Source organism: Nonomuraea africana, assembly GCF_014873535.1.
In the GTDB taxonomy this organism is placed as follows: domain Bacteria; phylum Actinomycetota; class Actinomycetes; order Streptosporangiales; family Streptosporangiaceae; genus Nonomuraea; species Nonomuraea africana.
In genome coordinates this window covers 3,419,747-3,438,165 of the sequence record NZ_JADBEF010000001.1, presented here as the reverse complement: position 1 = coordinate 3,438,165, position 18,419 = coordinate 3,419,747, and the positions used below count along the sequence as shown (strand labels likewise).

The window sequence follows — 18,419 nt, the reverse complement described above, 5'->3', positions numbered from 1 at the left end:
CTACTTCCTCCTGGGCGGGTAGTCGGTGACGGGAGTGAAGGCGACAGGCAGGCTGGCCAGGCCGCGGAACATCGAGCTGCGCTGGTAGACGAACTGCTCCTCGGGGATCGTCACGCGCAGGTCGTCCAGCCAGATGAGGCGCTCCAGGGCGGCGGCGATCTCCAGCCGGCCCAGGATGGCGCCCAGGCAGTAACGCATGCCCGCGCCGAACGACATCGGGTGCACGCTGGTGCGGGTGATGTCGAAGCGGTCGGGGTCGGGGAACTCCGCCGGGTCGCGGTTGGCCGCGCCCATGAGGGCCACGACGAAGTCGCCCGCGGGCAGCGTGACGCCGCCGAGCTCGACGTCCTCGGTGAGCCTGCGGCTGTTGGACTGCACGGCTGAGTCGTAGCGGAGGCACTCGCTGACCGCGTCGGGCATGCGACCCGGGTCCTGCCTGAGCAGGTGGAGCTGGTCGGGATGGTGGATGAAGGCCAAGATGCTGTTGGAGACCTGGTTGGTCACCGTGTCGTGCCCGGCGAAGACCACCGAGATGATCGTGCTGATGATGGCGCTCAGCGTGAGCGGCCGCTCGCCGCCGCCCTTCCCCTCCTCCAGGGCCTCCAGCATGACGCCGATGAGGTCCTCGCTGGGTCCCTTGGGCCGTTCGGCGATCAGCTGGGCCAGGTAGTCGCTGAACTCGCCCATCGCGATGTTGCCGACCCTGATCTCCTCCTCGGTCGGGACGAGGTCCAGGGTCGGTGCGATGTCCAGCGACCAGACGCGCACCTTCTCGTGGCCTTCGTACGGCACGCCGAGCAGCTCGCAGATGAAGATCAGCGCGAGCGGCGCGGCGAAGTCCTTGACCAGGTCCATCTCGCCGCGGTGGACCAGCGGTTCGAGCAGCTCGTCGACCACGCGGCGGATCTGCGGCTCCATCGCCCGCATGCGCTTGGGCTTGAAGGCCGGGCTGATGAGGGAGCGCAGGAACCCGTGCTGCGGGTCGTCCTCGAAGAAGATCGTGTCTCGCATCACCTCCTTGAGCGCGCCGGGGCCGACCATCTCCTCCCAGTGGTCGCGGACGTTGGCGCAGGCGAAGCGCTTGTCGCTCATGGCCGTGCGCACGTCGTCGTAGCGGGTGACGTACCAGGTGCCGTCCTTGCCCCGGTGGACCGGGTCGTGGCGGAGCAGCCAGTGGTAGAAGGGGTAGGGGTCTCGCTGGTAGGCGGGGTCGAGGCAGTCCAGGCCGGTGGCGGGAACGGGGCTGTCGGTCAGCTGTATTGTCATCGGTTCTCTCCCGGGTCAGCTGCGGACGGCTTCGACGGCCCAAGCGGGCAGCCGCCCCCGTCCGCGATCGTCGGTGTCGAGGTGGAGCCCGGCGGAGCGGAAGAATTCGTTGGCCGTCGCGGTGACCAGGAAGGCGTCCGCGCGCAGCGCGGTGATGGTCCAGCCCGCGCCCTCCAGGGTGGTGCGGAGGGTCTCCGCGGAGATCGTGAAGACGCCGGGGACCTCGACGGGCAGCGCGTCGGAGAAGCAGACGATGAACAGCTTGGCTCCGGGCCTGGTGGCGCGGTGGAGAGCGGCGGCGTAGCGATCGCGCTGCTCGGCGTCGAGGCAGTCGAAGACGGCGCTGTCGATGATGGTGTCGAAGCGGCGGTCGTAACCGCCGAGGTCGGTGACGTCGGCGACGGCGTACTCCACCTCGGCGCCGCGGTCGCGCGAGCGCTGCCGTGCCCACTCGATCGCGGTGGGTGCGATGTCCACGCCCGTCACCCGGTGTCCGCGGGCGGCGAGGAAGATGGCGTTCTCGCCCGCGCCGCATCCGGCGTCGAGCACGTCGCCGCTGACCTGCCCCCTGCCCTCGAACTCGACGACCGCCGGTTGCGGTTCTCCGATGTCCCATGGAACCGTGTCGAATTCCATCCCCGGCACCGGAGACGCACCCCGGTAGAGGGTTTCGAAATCGGCCGCCACTGTCTCCGGCATGACGTCTCCTCCAGAAATGCCCTTTTTGCTCGTTTCTATCTGAAATGGAAGGGGGCGGGGTGGGGGCATTTCCGGCTGCTGACAGATTCTTTTCGATCATCGCCAGATTCCGGGATACGTTGTCGCCATGGCTGAAAAAGCGGTACCTGAGCGTTTGTCGTGGGCGGTGGAGACGCTGGAACTCGCCCCCTCGGATCGTGTGCTGGAGATCGGGTGTGGCCGCGGCGTCGCCGCCGCGCTGGTCCTCGACCGGCTCAAGGAGGGCACCTTCGCCGCCATCGACCGGTCCCACGTGGCCATCGAGGCGGCCAGGCAGCGAAACGGCGAGAGCGTCGCGGCGGGCAGGGCGAGCTTCGAGGTCGTGGGCCTGGAGGACGCCGACTTCGCCGACGGCTCCTTCGACAAGATCTTCTCGGTCAACGTCAACCTGTTCTGGACGCGTTCCCCGGCCAGGGAACTGGCCGCGCTGCGCCGCTGGCTCGCTCCCGGCGGGAGCCTCCACCTGTGCTGGGAGCCGCCCGGCGCGGGACGGGCCAGGGAGATCGTCGACAAGGTGGTACCGGTCGTCGAGGCGCACGGGTTCGCGGCCTCTCCCGTGACCGGCGTCACCTCGACCTCGGCCAGCCTCGTGTGCGTCGTGGCCCGGCCGCGCGACTGAGTGGTCCGAAGGTTGTACGGCGGGCTGCCTCTTTCGGTTCCGGGGTCCGACCTTCGGTCCGGATCCATTGAAGGAGCCCGCCCGCCGCGTAGCGTCGCGGACATAGCCGATCCCGGTCGAGCCTCTGGAGGGGATGGCTGTGAAGGTGAACGGATCCAAGAGCGGGCTCCCCATCCTGGAGCAGGCGAGTTATCACCACACCCTGAACAGGGAGAGCGCCGGCTTCCTGCGGGTGGCCGTCCATGTCGAGAACGATCTCGTCAGGCACGGCCTCAACGTCATGCTCGGCGCGCTCCCCCCGGTGCGGCACGTCCGGCTGTGCGCGCACCGCTCCGAGGTGCTGGAGCTGGCCCGGCAGCGGGCGTTCGACCTGCTCATTCTCGGCCTCGGTGGGCTCAACGGGGCCGAGGTGTGCGTGCTGGCCTCCGAGGTGTGCCGTCACGACGCCAAAGTGCTGGTGCTGATCGCCGGGGTGGACGAGGAGGGCCTCGACCTGGCCACCGCGGTGCCGTGCAACGGCTTCCTCGTCCAGGACGAGTTGACCGCGCAGGCGCTGGACGCCGCCATCTCCGGGGTGGTGGCCGGCGACGTGCCGATGCCGTCGTTCCTGGCCAACCGGCTGCTGAGCCGGGCCAGGGCGGACATCCACCAGTCTCAGTCGCGTATCAACACCCTGACCCCGCGCGAGCGTGAGGTGCTCGACTTGCTGGTCGAGGGGCTCGGCAACAAGCAGATCGCGCTGCGCCTGCATATCTCCCAGCACGGCGTCAAACGTCTGGTGTCCAATGTTCTGGCGAAACTCAACTGCTCGAACCGGACCCTCGCTGTAGCCATTGCATTGCGCAGCCTATACAGCCCCTAGCGAAAACACTCATTCTTCGATCACGTCCCCACCTGATGGGTGGGGGCGTGATTTTCGCTGCTCGGAGCTTTTGTGGCTAGCCAGACGGCTACCCCCAAGGGGAGTGCCCATCTAGGTCTTCAGATAAGGCGCCGCACGTGCTGATATGAGGAAATGGCGGTGATTTGTACAGATAAATAAGGAAGGGAACGGGCGATGCGCCAAATCAAAGCGAAAAAGCCTAGAAGGACGCCTGCCGTACCCATAACTCTTGATCTTCGCACCCCCTCGGGCCGGGTCCTGCCCTACTAGATCCAGTGAGGTAGACCATGACCGAGACACTGCTACGTCGCGCGCTCGCTCTCGATCCGGAGCAGCTCACCCTGGCCGGGCGAGGCTTCCCCCAGGCCGCCCCCGGCGTGCGGGACCGGCTCGAAGAGGTGGTCCACAGCTTCGTGCTCGGCTACAACGACGGACTGGCCCGATCGTCTGGCCCGCTCGACCTGTCCGGCGTGGTCCCGGAGTTCCGTGGATTCGCCTACGAGGGCGCGGGCATGAGCAGGTGCCTGCTCGATGTGCTGAGCCTGTCGGGCGGACGGCGGCTCCAGGAGCTCCTCGAGGAGCGAGGCGCGGGCTACATCCATCTCATCACGGTCGGCGCGGGATGGGCCTACGCCCGGCTGCGGCTGCCGGTCTGGAAGCTCATTCGCCCATGGCATCCCCTGCTGGGCTGGCTGGCCTGGGACGGCTGGGGCTTCCACCAGGCGTTCTTCCGGCCCGAGGCGGTCTTCGGCCGGCAGTGGATCGAGCGCGCGGCCCGCGGCTCGGTCAGGGCGATCAGGGACCAGGGCGCGGGCCGCGCGCTGTGGTTCTACGGAGCGGCCGAGCCCGAGCGCATCGCCGAGACGATCGCGGGATTCGTCCCGGAGCGCCGGGCCGATCTGTGGGCCGGGATCGGGCTGGCCGCCTGCTACACCGGCGCGCTGCCGGCCGAGGGCGTGGATCACCTGGCCGCTCTCGGCGCGAGCTACCGCGAGGACCTCGCCCAGGGAGCGGCCTTCGCGGCCAAGGCGCACCACCTCTCCGGCATCGAGCCCCCTGGCTCGGCGATTGCCGTGGAGAGGCTGACCGGCGCGGACCTGGCCACCGCGGCGGCATGGACCGACCGCGCGTTCGAGCAGGTGGTCAGCCTGCCGAGCTCCCCCGCCGCCTACGAGGCGTGGCGTGCGCAGATCCGCCGCGCGTGGGCGGAGGCTCACCAGGCGAAGGAGACGACATGATCGAAAGACTGCGGGCGGGTGCGGCCGCCTTCTGCTCGGTGGTGCTGATCACCGGCGGGGTCTTCGCCGCACAGCTCCCGTCCATCTCCCCGGCGGAGGAGGACCGGCTCGCCGACCGCTTCTCCTTCCAGCAGACGGCGCTGAACCAGACGGACACCCGGCGAACGGTCCGGGCGGTCGCGCCCGCCTACAAGCGGATCAGCCACTGGATCTCCTCCGTCGGTGCCGGTCTGGCCCTGGACGACGTGGACGGCAACGGGCGCCCGGACGACGTGTGCCTGGTGGACCCCCGGGACGACTCGGTGACGATCCGCCCGGTGCCCGGCACGGGCGACCGGTATCAGGCCGTCACGCTCACGCCCGGTGGCCTGCCGTACAACTCGACCATGGCGCCGATGGGCTGCGTGACCGGCGACTTCAACCAGGACGGCCGCACGGACGCGATGGTCTACTACTGGGGCCGCTCGCCGGTGCTGTTCCTGCGCACGGGCGGCGCTCCGGCCTTCACCGCGCAGGAACTGGTCAAGCCGCACCAGGTGTGGAACAGCAACGCGGCCTCGCTCGCCGACGTCGACGGCGACGGCAGGACCGACATCGTCGTCGGCAACTACTTCCCCGACGGCGCCAGGGTGCTCGATCCGGCCGCCCGGCAGGACGAGCTGCACATGCAGACCTCCATGTCGGCCTCGGTCAACGGCGGGGTCAACCGCATCCTGCTGAACGCGGGCAAGCCGGGCGAGGCGCAATTCAACGACGTGCCCGGCGTGCTGGACTCGGACGTGGCCAAGAGCTGGACGCTGGCCATCGGAGCGCAGGACCTCAACGACGACGGCCTGCCCGAGCTCTACTTCGCCAACGACTTCGGCACCGACCACCTGCTGCGCAACGTGTCGACGCCGGGCCGGCCCCGCTTCGAGGTCCAGGGCGGCATCAGGCACCTGACGACCCCCAAGTCGAAGGTCATCGGGCGCGACTCCTTCAAGGGCATGGGCGTCGCCTTCACCCACCTCAACGACGACGGCGCGCCCGACATGGTGGTGAGCAACATCACCGAGAACTTCGCACTGCTCGAGAGCAACTTCGCCTGGGTCAGCACCCGGCGCGACGCGCTGGGGGAGAGGGGCACGGCCCACTACGACGACCTCAGCGAGCCGCTCGGGCTGTCCAGGTCCGGCTGGGGCTGGGACATCAAGGCCGGGGACTTCGGCGGGGACGGCGACGTGCAGGTGCTCCAGGCCACCGGATTCATCGCCGGTGAGGACAACCGATGGGCGGACCTGCAGGAGCTGGCGATGGCCAACGACGGCGTGGTGAGCAACCCCGCCATCTGGCCACAGTTCATCCCGGGCGACGATATTTCAGGATCTGATCCCAATCCCTTCTTCGCGCGAAACCGGGCCGGCCGCTTCCACGACATCGCCGACCGGCTCGGAGTGGCGGACCCGGGCGTCTCCAGGGGAATCGCCCTGGCCGACGTGGACCACGACGGCAAGCTGGACTTCGCCGTGGCCAACCAGTGGCGCGCCTCCTACGTCTACCGCAACACCAGGCCCACCGCCCTGCCGTACCTGGGCCTGACACTGAAGCGGCCCGCGGGCTGCGGCCCGTCGACCACCACGACCGCGGCCGTCGGGGCGAGCGTGACGCTGCGCTCCGGCGCGGCGGGCATCGCCTCCGCCCAGCTCTACCCGGCCAACGGCCACGGTGGAGTCTCCGCCTCCGAGCTGCTGTTCGCGCTGGCCGACCCGAAGGCCGCGGTCCCGGTCACCGTGACCTGGCGTGACGGCTGCGGCACCCGCCACACCACCGACGCCACCCTGAAGCCGGGCTGGCACGAACTGCTTCTCCGTCCGGAGGTATGACCATGCCACGCGACCCCAGGACGGCGGCCCTGCGCAGGTTCGCCATGTCCATCACGGCCTTCAACATCGTCGGCCACCTCCTTCTCGGCTTCGAGCAGGCGTTCATCACACCGATCGCCGCCATCCTCGTGGCCTACGCGGTGGAGCTGGGACTGGAGACGATCGACGCGCGGGCCAGGCGGCGGCCGGCGAAGTACCTGGGCGGCTGGGTCAAGCTCATGGACTTCCTGCTGCCCGCGCACATCAGCGCCCTGGCCTGCGCGATGCTGATGTACGCCAACGCCCGGCTGGAACCGGTGCTGCTCGCGGTGGTGATCGCCATCACTTCCAAGTACGTCATCCGCGTCGCCGTGATCGATCGCTCGGGCAGGCGCAGCGTCCGGCACGTGCTCAACCCGTCCAACTTCGGGATCGTCGCCGTGCTGCTGCTCTTCCCCTGGGTCGGCATCGCCCCGCCGTACCACTTCACCGAGTTCGTCTCGGGCCCGGTCGACTGGATCATCCCGCTGGCCATCCTGTCCGCGGGCACCATGATCAACGCCAAGCTCACCGGGAAGATGCCCCTCATCCTCGGCTGGGTCGGCGGCTTCGCGGCGCAGGCGCTCATCCGGACCGCCGTGGACGGCACCTCGACGTGGAGCGCCCTGCTGGTGATGAGCGGGACGGCGTTCATCCTCTTCACCAACTACATGATCACCGACCCGGGGACCACGCCGGTGGCGCCCTTGCGGCAGGTCGCCTTCGGGGCGGGGACGGCCGCGGTCTACGGGCTGCTGGTCTCATTCCACATCGTGTTCGGCCTGTTCTTCGCGTTGAGCATCGTGTGCGCCATCCGCGGCGTCGGGCTCGCGCTCGTCTCGGTCGCGCGGCGCAGGGCCGCGCTCGCCGGCGAGCCGGTCCGGGTGCCGGAACCCGCCGTGGCCGGCTGAGGAGCTGATCATGAGTTCTGCCATCGCCATCGTGGGGACGGGCTGCCGTTACCCTGACGCCCGCAACCCCGGGCAGCTGTGGGAACTGGTCCTGTCCCGCCGCCGAACGTTCCGGCCGATCCCCCCGGTCCGGCTGGATCCGGGCTACCGCAGCGCCGATCCCGGCGACCCCGACCGCACCTACGTCGGGCACGCCGCGGTGCTGGAGGGCTGGGAGTTCGACCGGTCCCGCTTCCGCATCCCCGGCCCGGTGCACCGGGCCACGGATCCGGCGCACTGGCTGGCCCTCGAGGTCGCCGCGGACACGCTGGCCGACGCCGGGTACGGCGGGGCCGAAGGGCTGGACCGGCGACGCGTGGGCGTGGTGGTGGGCAACACCATGGCCGGGGAGTTCAGCCGGGCGGCCGCCTTGCGGCTGCGCTGGCCGTACGTGGAACGCGTGATGCGCGAGGCGCTCGCGGCTGAGGACCCCGACCGCCTGCGTGGTGTGCTGGCGCGGGCCGAGCAGATCTTCAAGGCGCCCTTCGCCGAGCCGTCCGACGAGACCCTCGCGGGCGCGCTGGCCAACACCATCGCCGGCCGCATCTGCAACTACTTCGACCTGGGCGGCGGCGGTTACACCGTGGACGGGGCCTGCTCGTCGTCGTTGCTCGCGGTCATCGCGGCCTGTACGGCGCTGCGGGACGGAGAGGTCGATTTCGCCCTGGCCGGCGGTGTGGACCTCAGCCTCGACCCCTTCGAGCTGGTCGGGTTCGCCAGGACCGGCGCGCTGGCGAACGGAGCCATGCGCGTCTACGACGCCCGGCCCACGGGGTTCTGGCCCGGCGAGGGCTGCGGGATGGTGGCGCTGATGCGGTTGGACGACGCACTGGCCGCGGGCCGCGTCCCGGTCGCGGTCATCAGCGGCTGGGGCGTTTCATCAGACGGTCAGGGCGGCATCACCCGGCCCGAACGCGGAGGGCAGCTGCTGGCGATCGAGCGGGCCTACCAGCGTGCCGGGTGGGGGCCCGAGACCGTCTCACTGTTCGAGGGACACGGAACCGGCACCGCTGTCGGCGACAGCGTGGAGCTGGCCGCCCTCATGGAAGCCCAGCGCGGCGGCCGCGAGCTACCGCCCGCCGCGTTGGGCTCCATCAAGGCCAACATCGGCCACACCAAGGCGGCGGCCGGGGTGGCGGGGCTGCTGAAGGCGGCCACCGCTCTGCAACGGCAGGTCATCCCCCCGACCACCGGCTGTGAGGAGCCGCACGAGCTGCTGCGTGCGGCGGGTGTCCCGCTCCGCGTCGTCGCAGAGGCCGAGCCCTGGCCCGATGCGCCCCTGCGGGCGGCGGTGAGCGCCATGGGGTTCGGCGGCATCAACGCCCACGTGGTGCTCGAAGCCGCCATGCGGCCGGTCGGTCGCCCCCTTTCCGCGACCGAGCGCCGGATGGCCGGGCGTCCGCGCAGCCACGAGGCGTTCGTCTTCGCCGCGGACACCGTCGAGGAACTGGGGGCAACGCTGGCGAGGACTGCCGCGATGGCCGCGACGATGTCCTTCGCCGACCACGTGGACCTCGCGGCGAGCCTGGCGGCCTCGACCGGCCGCCGCCGTTACCGCGTCGGCATCGTGGCGCGAGACCCGGCACAGCTGAGCAGGCGCGCCGAGCAGGCCGCCGCGATGCTTGCCGAGGCAGGCGAGGGCAGGCTGCTCACCGCTCCGGGGATCTTCGTCTCCGACAGAGTCGAGGGCCGGGTGGGCCTCCTGTTCACGGGGCAGGGCGCACCGGTGCCCACCGGCCCCGGCGCTCTCGGCTCCGTGCTGCCCGAGGTCTCCTTCGGCACCGGCGAACGCGATGACGGGCCCGTGGACACCTCGATCGCCCAGCCCCAGATCTTCTCGGCGTCCATGGCCGGCCTGCGCTGGCTGGACCGGCTGGGGGTGAACGCCGTCGCCGCGGTCGGGCACAGCCTCGGCGAGATCACCGCCCTGTGCTGGGCGGGCGCCTTCTCCGAATCGGACGCCCTGGACCTGGCCACCTTCCGCGGCCGGGTGATGAGCGAGGAGGGCGAGGCGGGGACGGGCATGGCCGCCATTCAGGCCCCGGCCGAGACCGTGGCCCGGCTGATCGACGACACCGAGCTGGTGATCTCGGCGGACAACGGCGCCTCCCAGGTCGTCGGCGGCCCGGTCGGGGACCTCGAGCGCGTGCTGGCAGGGGCGCGGGGGGACGGCATACAGTGCACCAGGCTGCAGGTGAGCCACGCCTTCCACACCAGGGCCATGCTCGCGGCGGAGTGGCCCCTGTCCAACCATCTGGCCACGATGCCGATGACCCCCATCTCCCGGCCCGTGTACTCCACGATTCTGGGCGCGAGGGCGACGCCCGCGACGGATCTGCGACGGGCGCTGGCCGCGCAGGTCACCGGCCCTGTGCTCTTCCGCCAGGCCGTCGAGCTGCTCTCACGGGACTGCGACCTGCTCGTGGAGGTGGGGCCGGGCCGCGGGCTGGCGACCCTGACCGGGGGCATCACCGACGTGCCCGCCGTCTCCCTGGACGTGGGGGCGGCCTCGGCCGAGGGACTGTGCCAGGTAGCCGCCGCGCTGCACGCTGTCGGCGCCGTGGACGATCTGCGAGCCATGTTCGCCTCAGGCTTCCACCGTCCCTTCGACCTGTGGCGGGACCCGTCCTTCCTGGTCAACCCATGCGAGCAGACAACACGGGAGACCGCGGCCCTCGCCGAGCCCGAGAGGGGCACCGCGGGCGGCGACGTCGACGCGCTGGTGCGCGATCTGGTCGCTGCGGCGCTCGAGCTGCCGAGCGAGGCGATCAGCGAGACCGACCTGCTGATCGGAGACCTCCACCTCAACTCGCTGCGCGTGGCCCAGCTCGTGGTGGACGCGGCCAACGCCTGTGACAGGGCGGTCCCCGAGCTGCCGCCCTCTCTCGCCGACGCCACGGTGGCCGACCTGGTCGCCGCCGTGCGGGAGCTGCCCGCTGGGGCCCGGGAGGCCGAGTCGGCGGTGCCACGCGGACTGTCGCCCTGGCATCGCCTTTTCGTGCCCGAAGCGCATCCCGTGGAGCTCCCGGACGCGCCCGCCGAGCCCCACGCCTGGCAGGTGCACGGCCTCGCGCCGTTGCGTGACGTGGTCGAGCCACGCCTGGTCACGGCGCCGCACGCACCTCCGGCCATGCTGGTCTTCCTCCCCGCCAACCCCGGCGACCAGGACATCGCCGTCCTCATTGACGCCTCCCGTCAGGCCGTGGCCTCCGGAGCGCCACTGGTCGTGATCGACCAGGGTGACACCGCCTCCGGCTTCGTCGGAACGCTCCGCCAGGAGCACCCCGGCCAGGTCATCCGCCTGGTGCGCACCGACTGCCCCGGCCGCTGCCCGGTGGCCGCCGACACGCTGGCCAAGGTGATCGGCGCTCCCGGCGCCATGGTCGAAGACCTGCTCGTCTGCGACGATGCGCAGATCTTCGCCGTCACCCACCGGCCGCTGGAGCCCGCCACGGGGCCGGACATCGGGCTCGGCCCCGACGACGTGGTGCTCATCACCGGTGGTGGCCGGGGCATCGGCCTGGAGACCGCTCTCGGGCTGGCCTCGCGAGGGGTACGGCTGGCGCTGCTCGGCCGGGGAGACCCCGGCCACGACGAGGAGCTGCGCGCCAACCTCGAAAGGCTGAGGGAGACCGGAGCGGTCTTCCACTACGCCGCAGCCGACGTCTGCGACGCCGAGGCCGTCCGCCGTGGGGCCGCGGCCGCCACACGGGCCCTGGGCCCCGTCACGGCTCTCGTGCACAGCAGTGGCGTCAACCGTCCGGCCAGGTTCACCGACCTGAGCGCCGCCGACTTCGCCGAGCACGCCGCACCCAAGGTGCGCGGGCTCCGCACGGTCCTGGACGCGCTGGACACCGACCGGTTGCGCGTCGTGATCACCTACGGATCCGTGATCGGCAGGTACGGCCTGCACGGTGAGGCCCACTACGCGCTGGCCAACGGCCGCATGCGTGAGTTCATGCGCACCCTGCGGACCCGCCTGCCAAGCGCCTACGTGTGCAACCTCGACTGGACGGCCTGGTCGGGCGCGGGCATGGGGGAGCGGCTGCACGTCCTGCACGACCTCGAACGGGTCGGTGTCACGCCGTTGCCCGCGGCCCGCGGCGTGCAGTTCCTGCTCCAGGTGCTGGCGACGCGCCCGCAGCAGCCCTCGCTCGTGATCTCCGGCAGGCATCCCTCGCTGGACCGTGCCGAGGTCACCGAACCGGGAACGGCTCGCTACCTGGAGCACGTGCGGTTGCACGTGCCCGGTGCCGAGCTGGTGGCCGAAGCCGTCCTCACCCCGGAGCGGGACTCGTTCCTGGCCGACCACCGGATCGACGGCCTGCGCGTGCTGCCCGCGGTCTGCGCCATGGAGGCCATGGCACAGGCGGCGCGGCTGCTCACCGGGCAGGCCGCGACCTCGCTGGAGTTCGGCCGCTTCACCCGCCCGATCGTGGTCCCCGAGGAGGGCGGCCGCACCATCCGCATCTGCGCCCAGGTGCGCGAGGACAAGGGGGTCGACGTCGCGATTCTCAGCGACGAGACCGGCTTCGCCGTCGATCATTTCAGCTGCCGGGTCGGTGGCCCTGCGGACGCGGCGGCGGTCCCGGAGGTGCCTGCGCACCGGTCGCCGGTGCCGCGGCACGACGCCGTCCAGCTCTACGGCCGGTTGTTCTTCCACGGGCCCGCGTTCCAGCTGCTGCGAGGCTACGAGCACCTGGAGGCCACCGCGTGCACCGCGGTACTCGCGCCCGGTGGTGAGGCAGGGGACACCGAGCTGGGCGACCACGCGCGCAACGACGCCACCATCCACGTCCTGCAGGCGTGCGTTCCTCACCGGCGGCTGCTGCCGGTCGGCTGCGACCGCCTGACGGTCCATCAGCGGGCGGTCTCGGGCGACCACCTGGTGCTCGCCGCGGCCGAGCGGTCCAGGGAGGGCGCTGACTACACCTATGACGTGGTGGTCTCCCAGGTCACGGGGGAGCCGGTCGTCACCTGGGAGGGGCTGCGGCTGCGGGACGTCGGGCCGCTGCCGGCCTTCACTTGCTGGCCGAGGCTGCTCCTGCGGCCCTACCTGACCCGCGCGCTCGCCTCCCACGTGCCCGGTGTGGATGTCGAGCTGGACCTCGGCGAGGACCTCGAACTCGAGCTCCTGCCGCCGGACTCCGCGATGCTGGCGCGCGCGGAGGTCGCGCGAGCCGTACCCGATGGTGCGGATCCCTGGCCCAGCCTGACCGGCGAGCTGGTACGGCTGGCCGCCGAGCCGGTGGGCCACGTGCTGGCGCGCACGCGCGGCATCCGGGACTGCCTTGCCAGAGCCGGACGGCACGACGGGGCGCCGCCTGTGATCCAGGGCCTCTACGACCAGGGCTGGGCGGTCCTCCGGGCGGGCGACGACCTGCTGGTCTCCGCCCTGGTGCAGGTCGAGGGGGAGCAGAACCCGGTCGCCATCACCGTATTCATGGAAGGAGAACTGTGCGCCCTTACTACGCCTACGAGCACCTCGTGACCTTCGCGGACACCAACCTGGTCGGCAACGTCTACTTCGCCAAACACCTGACCTGGCAGGGGGAGTGCAGGGAACGTTTCCTGGCCGAGCACACTCCGGAGATCCTGGCTCAGCTGGGCGACGATCTCGCGATGGTCACGCTGGCGTGCTCGTGCGACTACTTCGGCGAGCTGTACGCCTTCGACCGGGTTTCCATCCGCATGACCCTCAGTGGCCTGGACCACAACCGCGTCACCATGGACTTCGCCTACTACCGGGTCAACATCGACCCCGCGCAGCTGGTGGCGCGGGGATCCCAGACGATCGCCTGCATGCTTCGCACGGACCGGGGACTGGCGCCGGTGGCCGTTCCAGGCCAGCTGCGGCGGGCTCTCGAGCGCTATTCGGACCAGTTGGTAGGTGGAGGAGTTCAGTGAACACACAGACCCTGCGGTGGCGGGAAGGCACGGCACGGCGCCGGGCCGCGGTCATGCCATCGGGTACCAAGACCGCGATAAGCATCGTCGGCTGCGGCCAGATGGGCACGGCGCTGGCGCGCGCACTGGCCGGCAAGGGCACCCGGCTGTTCCTGACCAGCCGGGTGCGCCGGTCTGCCGCCCAGCTGGCGCGCCAGGTCCAGGGCGCCGTCGCCGGCCCGCTGGAATGGGCGGTGGCCAACGGTGACGTGGTGATCCTGGCCACACCGGTCGACGTCACGTGCGAGGAGATCGCTCCGCGCATCCGGGGCCTGGTCAAGGACAAGGTGCTCATCGACGTGTCCAATCCCGGTCTCCTGGAAGGCCGGGAGCGGCCCGAGCTGTCCGCCGCCGAGCGCATCGCGCAGGCCATGCCCGCCGGGCACGTGGTGAAGGCGCTGAACTGCGTGGCCGCCAAGCGGCTGGGCGAGCTGAGCTCCAGCCACGAGCGGCTGACCATTCCCGTGGCGGGTGACGACATGTGGGCCAAGGCCTGCGTGGCCGACCTCGTCCAGCGCATCGGCTTCGAGACGGCCGACGCGGGAGCACTGTCGAGCAGCCGCTGGGTCGAGGGGCTCAGCTGGCTGCTGTTGCAGATCGACAACTCCGCCGACGCGGACGAGACCCTGGGGCTGCCGCTGGTCCGGGTCCAGGCCGCGGAGGCGGGCGCCGTTCAGGGAGGGACGTCATGACTCTTACCCAGCAGACCGCGCGGCAGGCCGAGGTGCCCACCCGGCGAACCCTGATCGTCATCCTGAGCGTGCTGGGTGGCGCCGTGCTGAGCATGATCTGGTCGGCGACGTTCGTCGACAAGGTCATCGGCGGCACCGTCGCCACCGCCCTCCTGGGGGAGGACCCTCAGGACTTCGTCTTCACGGGCACCGCGGCGGGGATGATCTTCGCCTTCGTGACCGGCGTGGCCGGTACGTTCACCGCGTGCAACGTGGCCGTCTTCGGCGCCCTCGCGCCCCTGTTCGGCGAGGGGGAGGGCGTGCGCGGCCGCCTGGTCAGGGCGCTTCGCCCGCTCGGCTGGCTCGTCGTGGGCATGGTGGTGGTGTCGGCCACCTACGGCGTGATCGCCGCCCTGGTGGGCGAGGGCATGCCGCAGGCCTCGACCGCGCCCTCCGGCTCCGGGCTCTCGCCGCGTTCGATCCAGTCCATGGTCACCTTCGGCCTGATCGGGCTGGTGATGATCTATCTCGGGCTGGCGGCGCTGGGCGTGGTCCGGGACCCGCTGCGGCGAGTCTCGGCGCGCTTCCCGCACGCTCGTGTCCTGCTCATGGGCGCGTTGATCGGCGGCTTCCTCGTCGGGCGCCCGTACGGCCTGTTCCGGCAGCTCTTCCGCGACACCGCCGCCAGCCAGGACGCCCTCTACGGCGCGCTGGCCTTCGTCCTGCAGTCGGCCGGCAACATCCTCCTGGTCGCGGTGCTCTTCCTGGTCCTGGCCGGGGTCGCGGGCGGCCGGGTGAACCGGTGGTTCCAGGCCAAGCCGGGCCGGGCGGCCGTGGTCGCCGGGGCCGCGCTCCTCGTGGTCGGCGTCTTCACCCTGCTGTACTGGGACGTCAGGCTGCTGGCCCGCCGCGATCTCATCTGGTATCCGATAGCGCCCTGGGCGTAGAACACGCCCTAGCCTATCGACAGCACCTCGCGCTGGACCCGTTCCACTTCGGGGGACGGGTCCACGCCGAGTTCGCTGTCGAGTACGGCACGCAGGTGCTCGTAGGCCAGCAGCGCCTCGCTCCGCCGCCCGGACCGGTGGAGGGCGGTGATGAGCTGCGCGTGGAACCACTCGTTCAGCGGATGGGTCGTCACCAGCCCGCGCAGCTCACCCACCAGCTGGCGATGCAGCCCCAGGTCCAGTTCGGTCTGGATGGCCAGCTCGTATGCCTGCAGCCGCTTCTCCTCCAGGAAGACCGCGTGAGCCTGCAGCGCCCGCCCCTGGGCCACAGTCGCCAGGGCGGCGCCGGTCCACAGGCTCAGCGCCTGCCTGAGGGCGCGGGCGGCGGCTTCCCGGTCGCCCTTCTCGAGCAGCCGGTGACCTTCGTCGAGACGCCGGTGGAACCGCCTGGCGTCCACGGCGTCGTCCTCCGCGCGCAGCAGGTAGCCGTGCGGCGTGGTGACGAGGTGAGCTCTCCCCAGCAGAGTGCGAAGGCGGTAGACGTAGGTCTGCGCGGTCGTCACAGCGGTCTTGGGAGTGTGCTCCCCCCAGAGCTCGTCCAGCAGCGCGCCGAGCGGCACGGCCTGATTCCCCTGGAGGACCAGCAGCGAGAGCACCTGGCGCAGGCGTGCCGCCCTGGGCGTGATGTCGCGGCCGTCACGGCACACCGCGACCGGGCCCAGCACGCGGAACTCGATCATCTGAGCACCGTCCTTCCGTCCCATGGACGGCTCGACGGTACGGCCGGCCCCTCCTGTGGACAAGGCCGCTCACCAAAGGATCGCTTCGTGGTCCGAAGGATACAAAGGGCCGCGGGCTCGCCCTAGAGTGAGGTGGTTTGGGGGTTTCATGGCAGCCGATGTTGACCGCGTGAACACCGGGCCCCGCGTCGTGACCGCGACCGTCGTGGGCACCGTCATCGAGTCCTACGACCTGGCGCTGTTCGGGCTGGGCGCCGCACTGGTCTTCGGCGACCAGTTCTTCCCCGAGGCCCGGCCGGGTACGGCGATGCTCGCCTCACTTGCCACCTTCGCCGTCGGCCTGCTCGCCAGACCGATCGGCGGCATCGTGATGAGCCACTTAGGCGACCGCCTGGGCCGGGTCCCCGTCCTGGTGCTCACACTGCTGCTGATGGGCACGGCCACGGTGGGCATCGGCGTACTGCCCGGCTACGAGACCATCGGAGTGGCCGCCCCTGTCCTGCTCGTCCTCCTCCGCGTGGCGCAGGGGTTCGGCGCCGGAGCCGAATACGTCGGCGCGATCCTCGTCGCGGCCGAATCGGGCCCGCGGGAGCGCCAAGGCATGCGGGCCGCGCTGCCGAGCATCGGCTACTTCGCCGGCATCGTGCTGGCCACGGTGACGTTCGCCGGCTTCGCCACCCTGCCTCCCGACCAGTTCGCCGCCTGGGGCTGGCGAGTTCCGTTCCTGCTGAGCGTCTTCACCCTGGCGGTGGGCCTCTACGCGCGGATGCGGATCTCCGAGACGGAGGCGTTCCGGGCCTCCTCGGAGCGGCCGGTACGGCTGCCGCTGTGGAACCTGATCCGCCGCCGGCCCGGCCGCCTGCTGATCGCGTTCGCGGCCAACGGGCCCTTCGTCGCGATCTACTACCTGGTGTCTGTCTTCCTGCTCTCCTACGTCAGCCGGACGCTGGGCCTGCCGCCGGCCGTCGGGTTGACGGCCAACGTGGTGGCGGGGACTGCCGCGGTGCTGGCCGTACCGCTCTTCGGCCGGCTGGTCGACCTGGTCGGACGGCGACCCGTCTGGTTCTTCGGCTGCCTGTTCTTGATGGCCTTCGCCGGGCCGATGATCCTCCTGCTGGACACGGGACGGCCCGCGCTCATCGTGGCCGCGGTCGCGCTGGCCATGGCCGTCGGCCTGGTGGCCATGGGCGTGGCTCAGGCCTCGCTGTTCATCGAGATGTTCGAGACCCGGTATCGCTTCAGCGGCGTCGTGGTCGCGCGGGAGACCAGCGCCGCCCTGTTCGGTGGCCCCACGCCGCTCGTCGCCGCCGCCCTCGTCCAGGCGGCCGGTGGTGCGTCGTGGCCGCTCGCCGTCCTGATCGTGGTGCTGGCGGCGGCCTCGCTGGTGGCGGTCCTGTTCGCGCCGGAGACCCGCGCGGTCGACCTGGCCGGTCAGCCGGTGGCCTCCCGGCGTCCCGGCAGCGGAACCAGCAGCTCGACGTGAGCGCCGCGGCCCGGCCAGGAGGAGACGTTGAGCGTGCCGCCCATCAGCTCGGCCCGCTCCCGCATCGACGACAGCCCGACGCTGCGCGATCTGCCCGCCCGGTCGGTGTCGAACCCGATGCCGTCATCCTCGATGAAGGCCCGCAGGTCATGGGGTGAGATGTCGATCCTGGCCAGCACCACGCCGGGGTCGCCGTGGGCGACGGCATTGCGAATGGCCTCCCTGATGACCAGGAAGGACTCATCGCGTACGGCAGGCGGCGCCCACGCCTCATCGCCGTTGACGCTCACCCTGATGGTCACCTCGTCGGTGCGCAATGTCTCGGTGAAGGTGAGCAGCGCCTTCTCCATGCTGGTCACGGTGTCCTCGAAGCGTAGCTCCGAGGTGACGGCGCGCAGGCTGTGCATCGCCTCGCCGACGGCCTGCTTGGCCTTTTCCGCCCTGGAGGCGGCCCGCGACGGCCCGCTCGTGTCGAACATCTCGAAGAGCTCCAACTGGCGGTGGGCGACGCTGAGACCTGGCCCCACCCGGTCGTGCAGCTCGCGGGCGATCCGGCGTCGCTCGTTGAGATGCGCCTGGTGGATGATGTTGAGCAGGTAGCCGGTGTACGCGCTGGCCGCCTCCCTGATCCTGGTGTTGATGCTCTCGTTCACCGCCAGGGCGGTCAGCGTCAGCAGCTCAAGCGGGCCCTGCTCGATGGCGATCCGGCGCTCCACCTGGGCCAGGATGATCTCGAAGAGCGTGCCCGCCGCCCGAAGCGAGTCACGCGGGTCGAGCCGGCTCGCGGCCCTGCTCTCCCCGATGTCCCTGGTGAGCAGCCCCCGCTCGGTGTCCATGGTGACCTCCCGGTCCCGCAGGCTGCGGATCAGGTCGGTCAGGGTGGCGTTCGCCTGAGCCAGTGTCTGGGCTCTCGACTCGCGCTCGCGGACGATCGGATTGCCTGCCTCGTGCAACTCCTTCTCGTAGGCGAGCAGCATCGCGGCTCGCTCCCCCTCAAGGGACTGGGCTAACTCGTCCCACGGCGACCCATTCGGCTTGGCGTCTGCGGCCACGGGCCC

General features: G+C 70.9%; 14 protein-coding genes. 10 read left to right on the top strand and 4 right to left on the bottom strand.

The features are described 5' to 3' along the window. Together H4W81_RS16255 and H4W81_RS16250 are read right to left on the bottom strand one after the other, a co-directional pair. Complete coding sequence (locus tag H4W81_RS16255; RefSeq protein WP_192775585.1) at positions 1 to 1,266, bottom strand: cytochrome P450; 1,266 nt, start codon at positions 1,264 to 1,266, stop codon at positions 1 to 3. A 15-nt stretch (positions 1,267 to 1,281) separates the two neighbouring features. Beyond that, complete coding sequence (locus tag H4W81_RS16250) at positions 1,282 to 1,965, bottom strand: class I SAM-dependent methyltransferase (protein WP_192775584.1); 684 nt, start codon at positions 1,963 to 1,965, stop codon at positions 1,282 to 1,284. 127 nt (positions 1,966 to 2,092) lie between these two features. On the opposite strand from H4W81_RS16250, the gene H4W81_RS16245 reads away from it, so the two are divergent. The 9 genes from H4W81_RS16245 to H4W81_RS16205 all read left to right on the top strand — a co-directional run bounded on the left by H4W81_RS16245 (position 2,093) and on the right by H4W81_RS16205 (position 15,138). Then, a complete protein-coding gene (locus H4W81_RS16245) occupies positions 2,093 to 2,623 on the top strand; it encodes a class I SAM-dependent methyltransferase (RefSeq protein ID WP_192775583.1) in 531 nt (176 codons plus the stop codon). A 139-nt stretch (positions 2,624 to 2,762) separates the two neighbouring features. Next, entirely contained in the window at positions 2,763 to 3,485 is a 723-nt protein-coding gene (locus H4W81_RS49340; protein WP_192775582.1) for a response regulator transcription factor, read from the top strand. Positions 3,486 to 3,793: 308 nt separating this feature from the next. Next, positions 3,794 to 4,744 carry a DUF1702 family protein gene (locus H4W81_RS16235; protein WP_192775581.1) on the top strand — a complete coding sequence of 317 codons (951 nt, stop codon included), beginning with the start codon at positions 3,794 to 3,796 and terminating at the stop codon, positions 4,742 to 4,744. Then, positions 4,741 to 6,606, top strand: a complete 1,866-nt coding sequence (locus H4W81_RS16230) for an FG-GAP repeat domain-containing protein (RefSeq protein WP_192775580.1) — start codon at positions 4,741 to 4,743, stop codon at positions 6,604 to 6,606. Before H4W81_RS16235 ends, H4W81_RS16230 begins: the two co-directional genes overlap by 4 nt. A 2-nt stretch (positions 6,607 to 6,608) precedes the next feature. Next, positions 6,609 to 7,535, top strand: coding sequence for an enediyne biosynthesis protein UnbU (locus tag H4W81_RS16225; protein WP_225958655.1), 927 nt, complete (start codon positions 6,609 to 6,611; stop codon positions 7,533 to 7,535). A 10-nt stretch (positions 7,536 to 7,545) separates the two neighbouring features. After that, positions 7,546 to 13,065: a type I polyketide synthase gene (locus tag H4W81_RS16220; protein WP_192775578.1), complete on the top strand. Its 5,520-nt coding sequence runs from the start codon at positions 7,546 to 7,548 to the stop codon at positions 13,063 to 13,065. Beyond that, positions 13,032 to 13,481 (top strand): acyl-CoA thioesterase, encoded by a 450-nt coding sequence (locus tag H4W81_RS16215; protein ID WP_192775577.1) that lies wholly within the window; start codon positions 13,032 to 13,034, stop codon positions 13,479 to 13,481. Before H4W81_RS16220 ends, H4W81_RS16215 begins: the two co-directional genes overlap by 34 nt. Further along, positions 13,478 to 14,212 (top strand): NADPH-dependent F420 reductase, encoded by a 735-nt coding sequence (locus tag H4W81_RS16210; RefSeq protein ID WP_192775576.1) that lies wholly within the window; start codon positions 13,478 to 13,480, stop codon positions 14,210 to 14,212. Before H4W81_RS16215 ends, H4W81_RS16210 begins: the two co-directional genes overlap by 4 nt. Beyond that, entirely contained in the window at positions 14,209 to 15,138 is a 930-nt protein-coding gene (locus tag H4W81_RS16205) for a hypothetical protein (RefSeq protein ID WP_192775575.1), read from the top strand. The genes H4W81_RS16210 and H4W81_RS16205 overlap by 4 nt, the downstream gene beginning before the upstream one ends. Before the next feature lie 8 nt (positions 15,139 to 15,146). On the opposite strand, the gene H4W81_RS16200 is transcribed toward H4W81_RS16205, so the two are convergent. Beyond that, on the bottom strand, positions 15,147 to 15,878 hold the full coding sequence (locus H4W81_RS16200; protein WP_192775574.1) for an AfsR/SARP family transcriptional regulator: 732 nt from the start codon (positions 15,876 to 15,878) through the stop codon (positions 15,147 to 15,149). Between the two features lie 148 nt (positions 15,879 to 16,026). Here H4W81_RS16200 and H4W81_RS16195 point away from each other — a divergent pair, with 148 nt between their 5' ends. Next, entirely contained in the window at positions 16,027 to 17,361 is a 1,335-nt protein-coding gene (locus H4W81_RS16195) for an MFS transporter (protein ID WP_192775573.1), read from the top strand. Here H4W81_RS16195 and H4W81_RS16190 read toward each other — a convergent pair. Then, positions 17,310 to 18,413, bottom strand: a complete 1,104-nt coding sequence (locus tag H4W81_RS16190) for a sensor histidine kinase (protein ID WP_192775572.1) — start codon at positions 18,411 to 18,413, stop codon at positions 17,310 to 17,312. The two genes, H4W81_RS16195 and H4W81_RS16190, sit on opposite strands and share 52 nt — an antisense overlap. Positions 18,414 to 18,419 lie beyond the last annotated feature (6 nt).

What these genes read in the sequence shown, in the direction of transcription:
- H4W81_RS16255 (WP_192775585.1), bottom strand. Translation starts at nt 1,266, where the DNA reads ATGACAATACAGCTGACCGACAGCCCCGTTCCCGCCACCGGCCTGGAC.
- H4W81_RS16250 (WP_192775584.1), bottom strand. Translation starts at nt 1,965, where the DNA reads ATGCCGGAGACAGTGGCGGCCGATTTCGAAACCCTCTACCGGGGTGCG.
- H4W81_RS16245 (WP_192775583.1), top strand. Translation starts at nt 2,093, where the DNA reads ATGGCTGAAAAAGCGGTACCTGAGCGTTTGTCGTGGGCGGTGGAGACG.
- H4W81_RS16235 (WP_192775581.1), top strand. Translation starts at nt 3,794, where the DNA reads ATGACCGAGACACTGCTACGTCGCGCGCTCGCTCTCGATCCGGAGCAG.
- H4W81_RS16230 (WP_192775580.1), top strand. Translation starts at nt 4,741, where the DNA reads ATGATCGAAAGACTGCGGGCGGGTGCGGCCGCCTTCTGCTCGGTGGTG.
- H4W81_RS16225 (WP_225958655.1), top strand. Translation starts at nt 6,609, where the DNA reads ATGCCACGCGACCCCAGGACGGCGGCCCTGCGCAGGTTCGCCATGTCC.
- H4W81_RS16220 (WP_192775578.1), top strand. Translation starts at nt 7,546, where the DNA reads ATGAGTTCTGCCATCGCCATCGTGGGGACGGGCTGCCGTTACCCTGAC.
- H4W81_RS16205 (WP_192775575.1), top strand. Translation starts at nt 14,209, where the DNA reads ATGACTCTTACCCAGCAGACCGCGCGGCAGGCCGAGGTGCCCACCCGG.
- H4W81_RS16200 (WP_192775574.1), bottom strand. Translation starts at nt 15,878, where the DNA reads ATGATCGAGTTCCGCGTGCTGGGCCCGGTCGCGGTGTGCCGTGACGGC.
- H4W81_RS16195 (WP_192775573.1), top strand. Translation starts at nt 16,027, where the DNA reads ATGGCAGCCGATGTTGACCGCGTGAACACCGGGCCCCGCGTCGTGACC.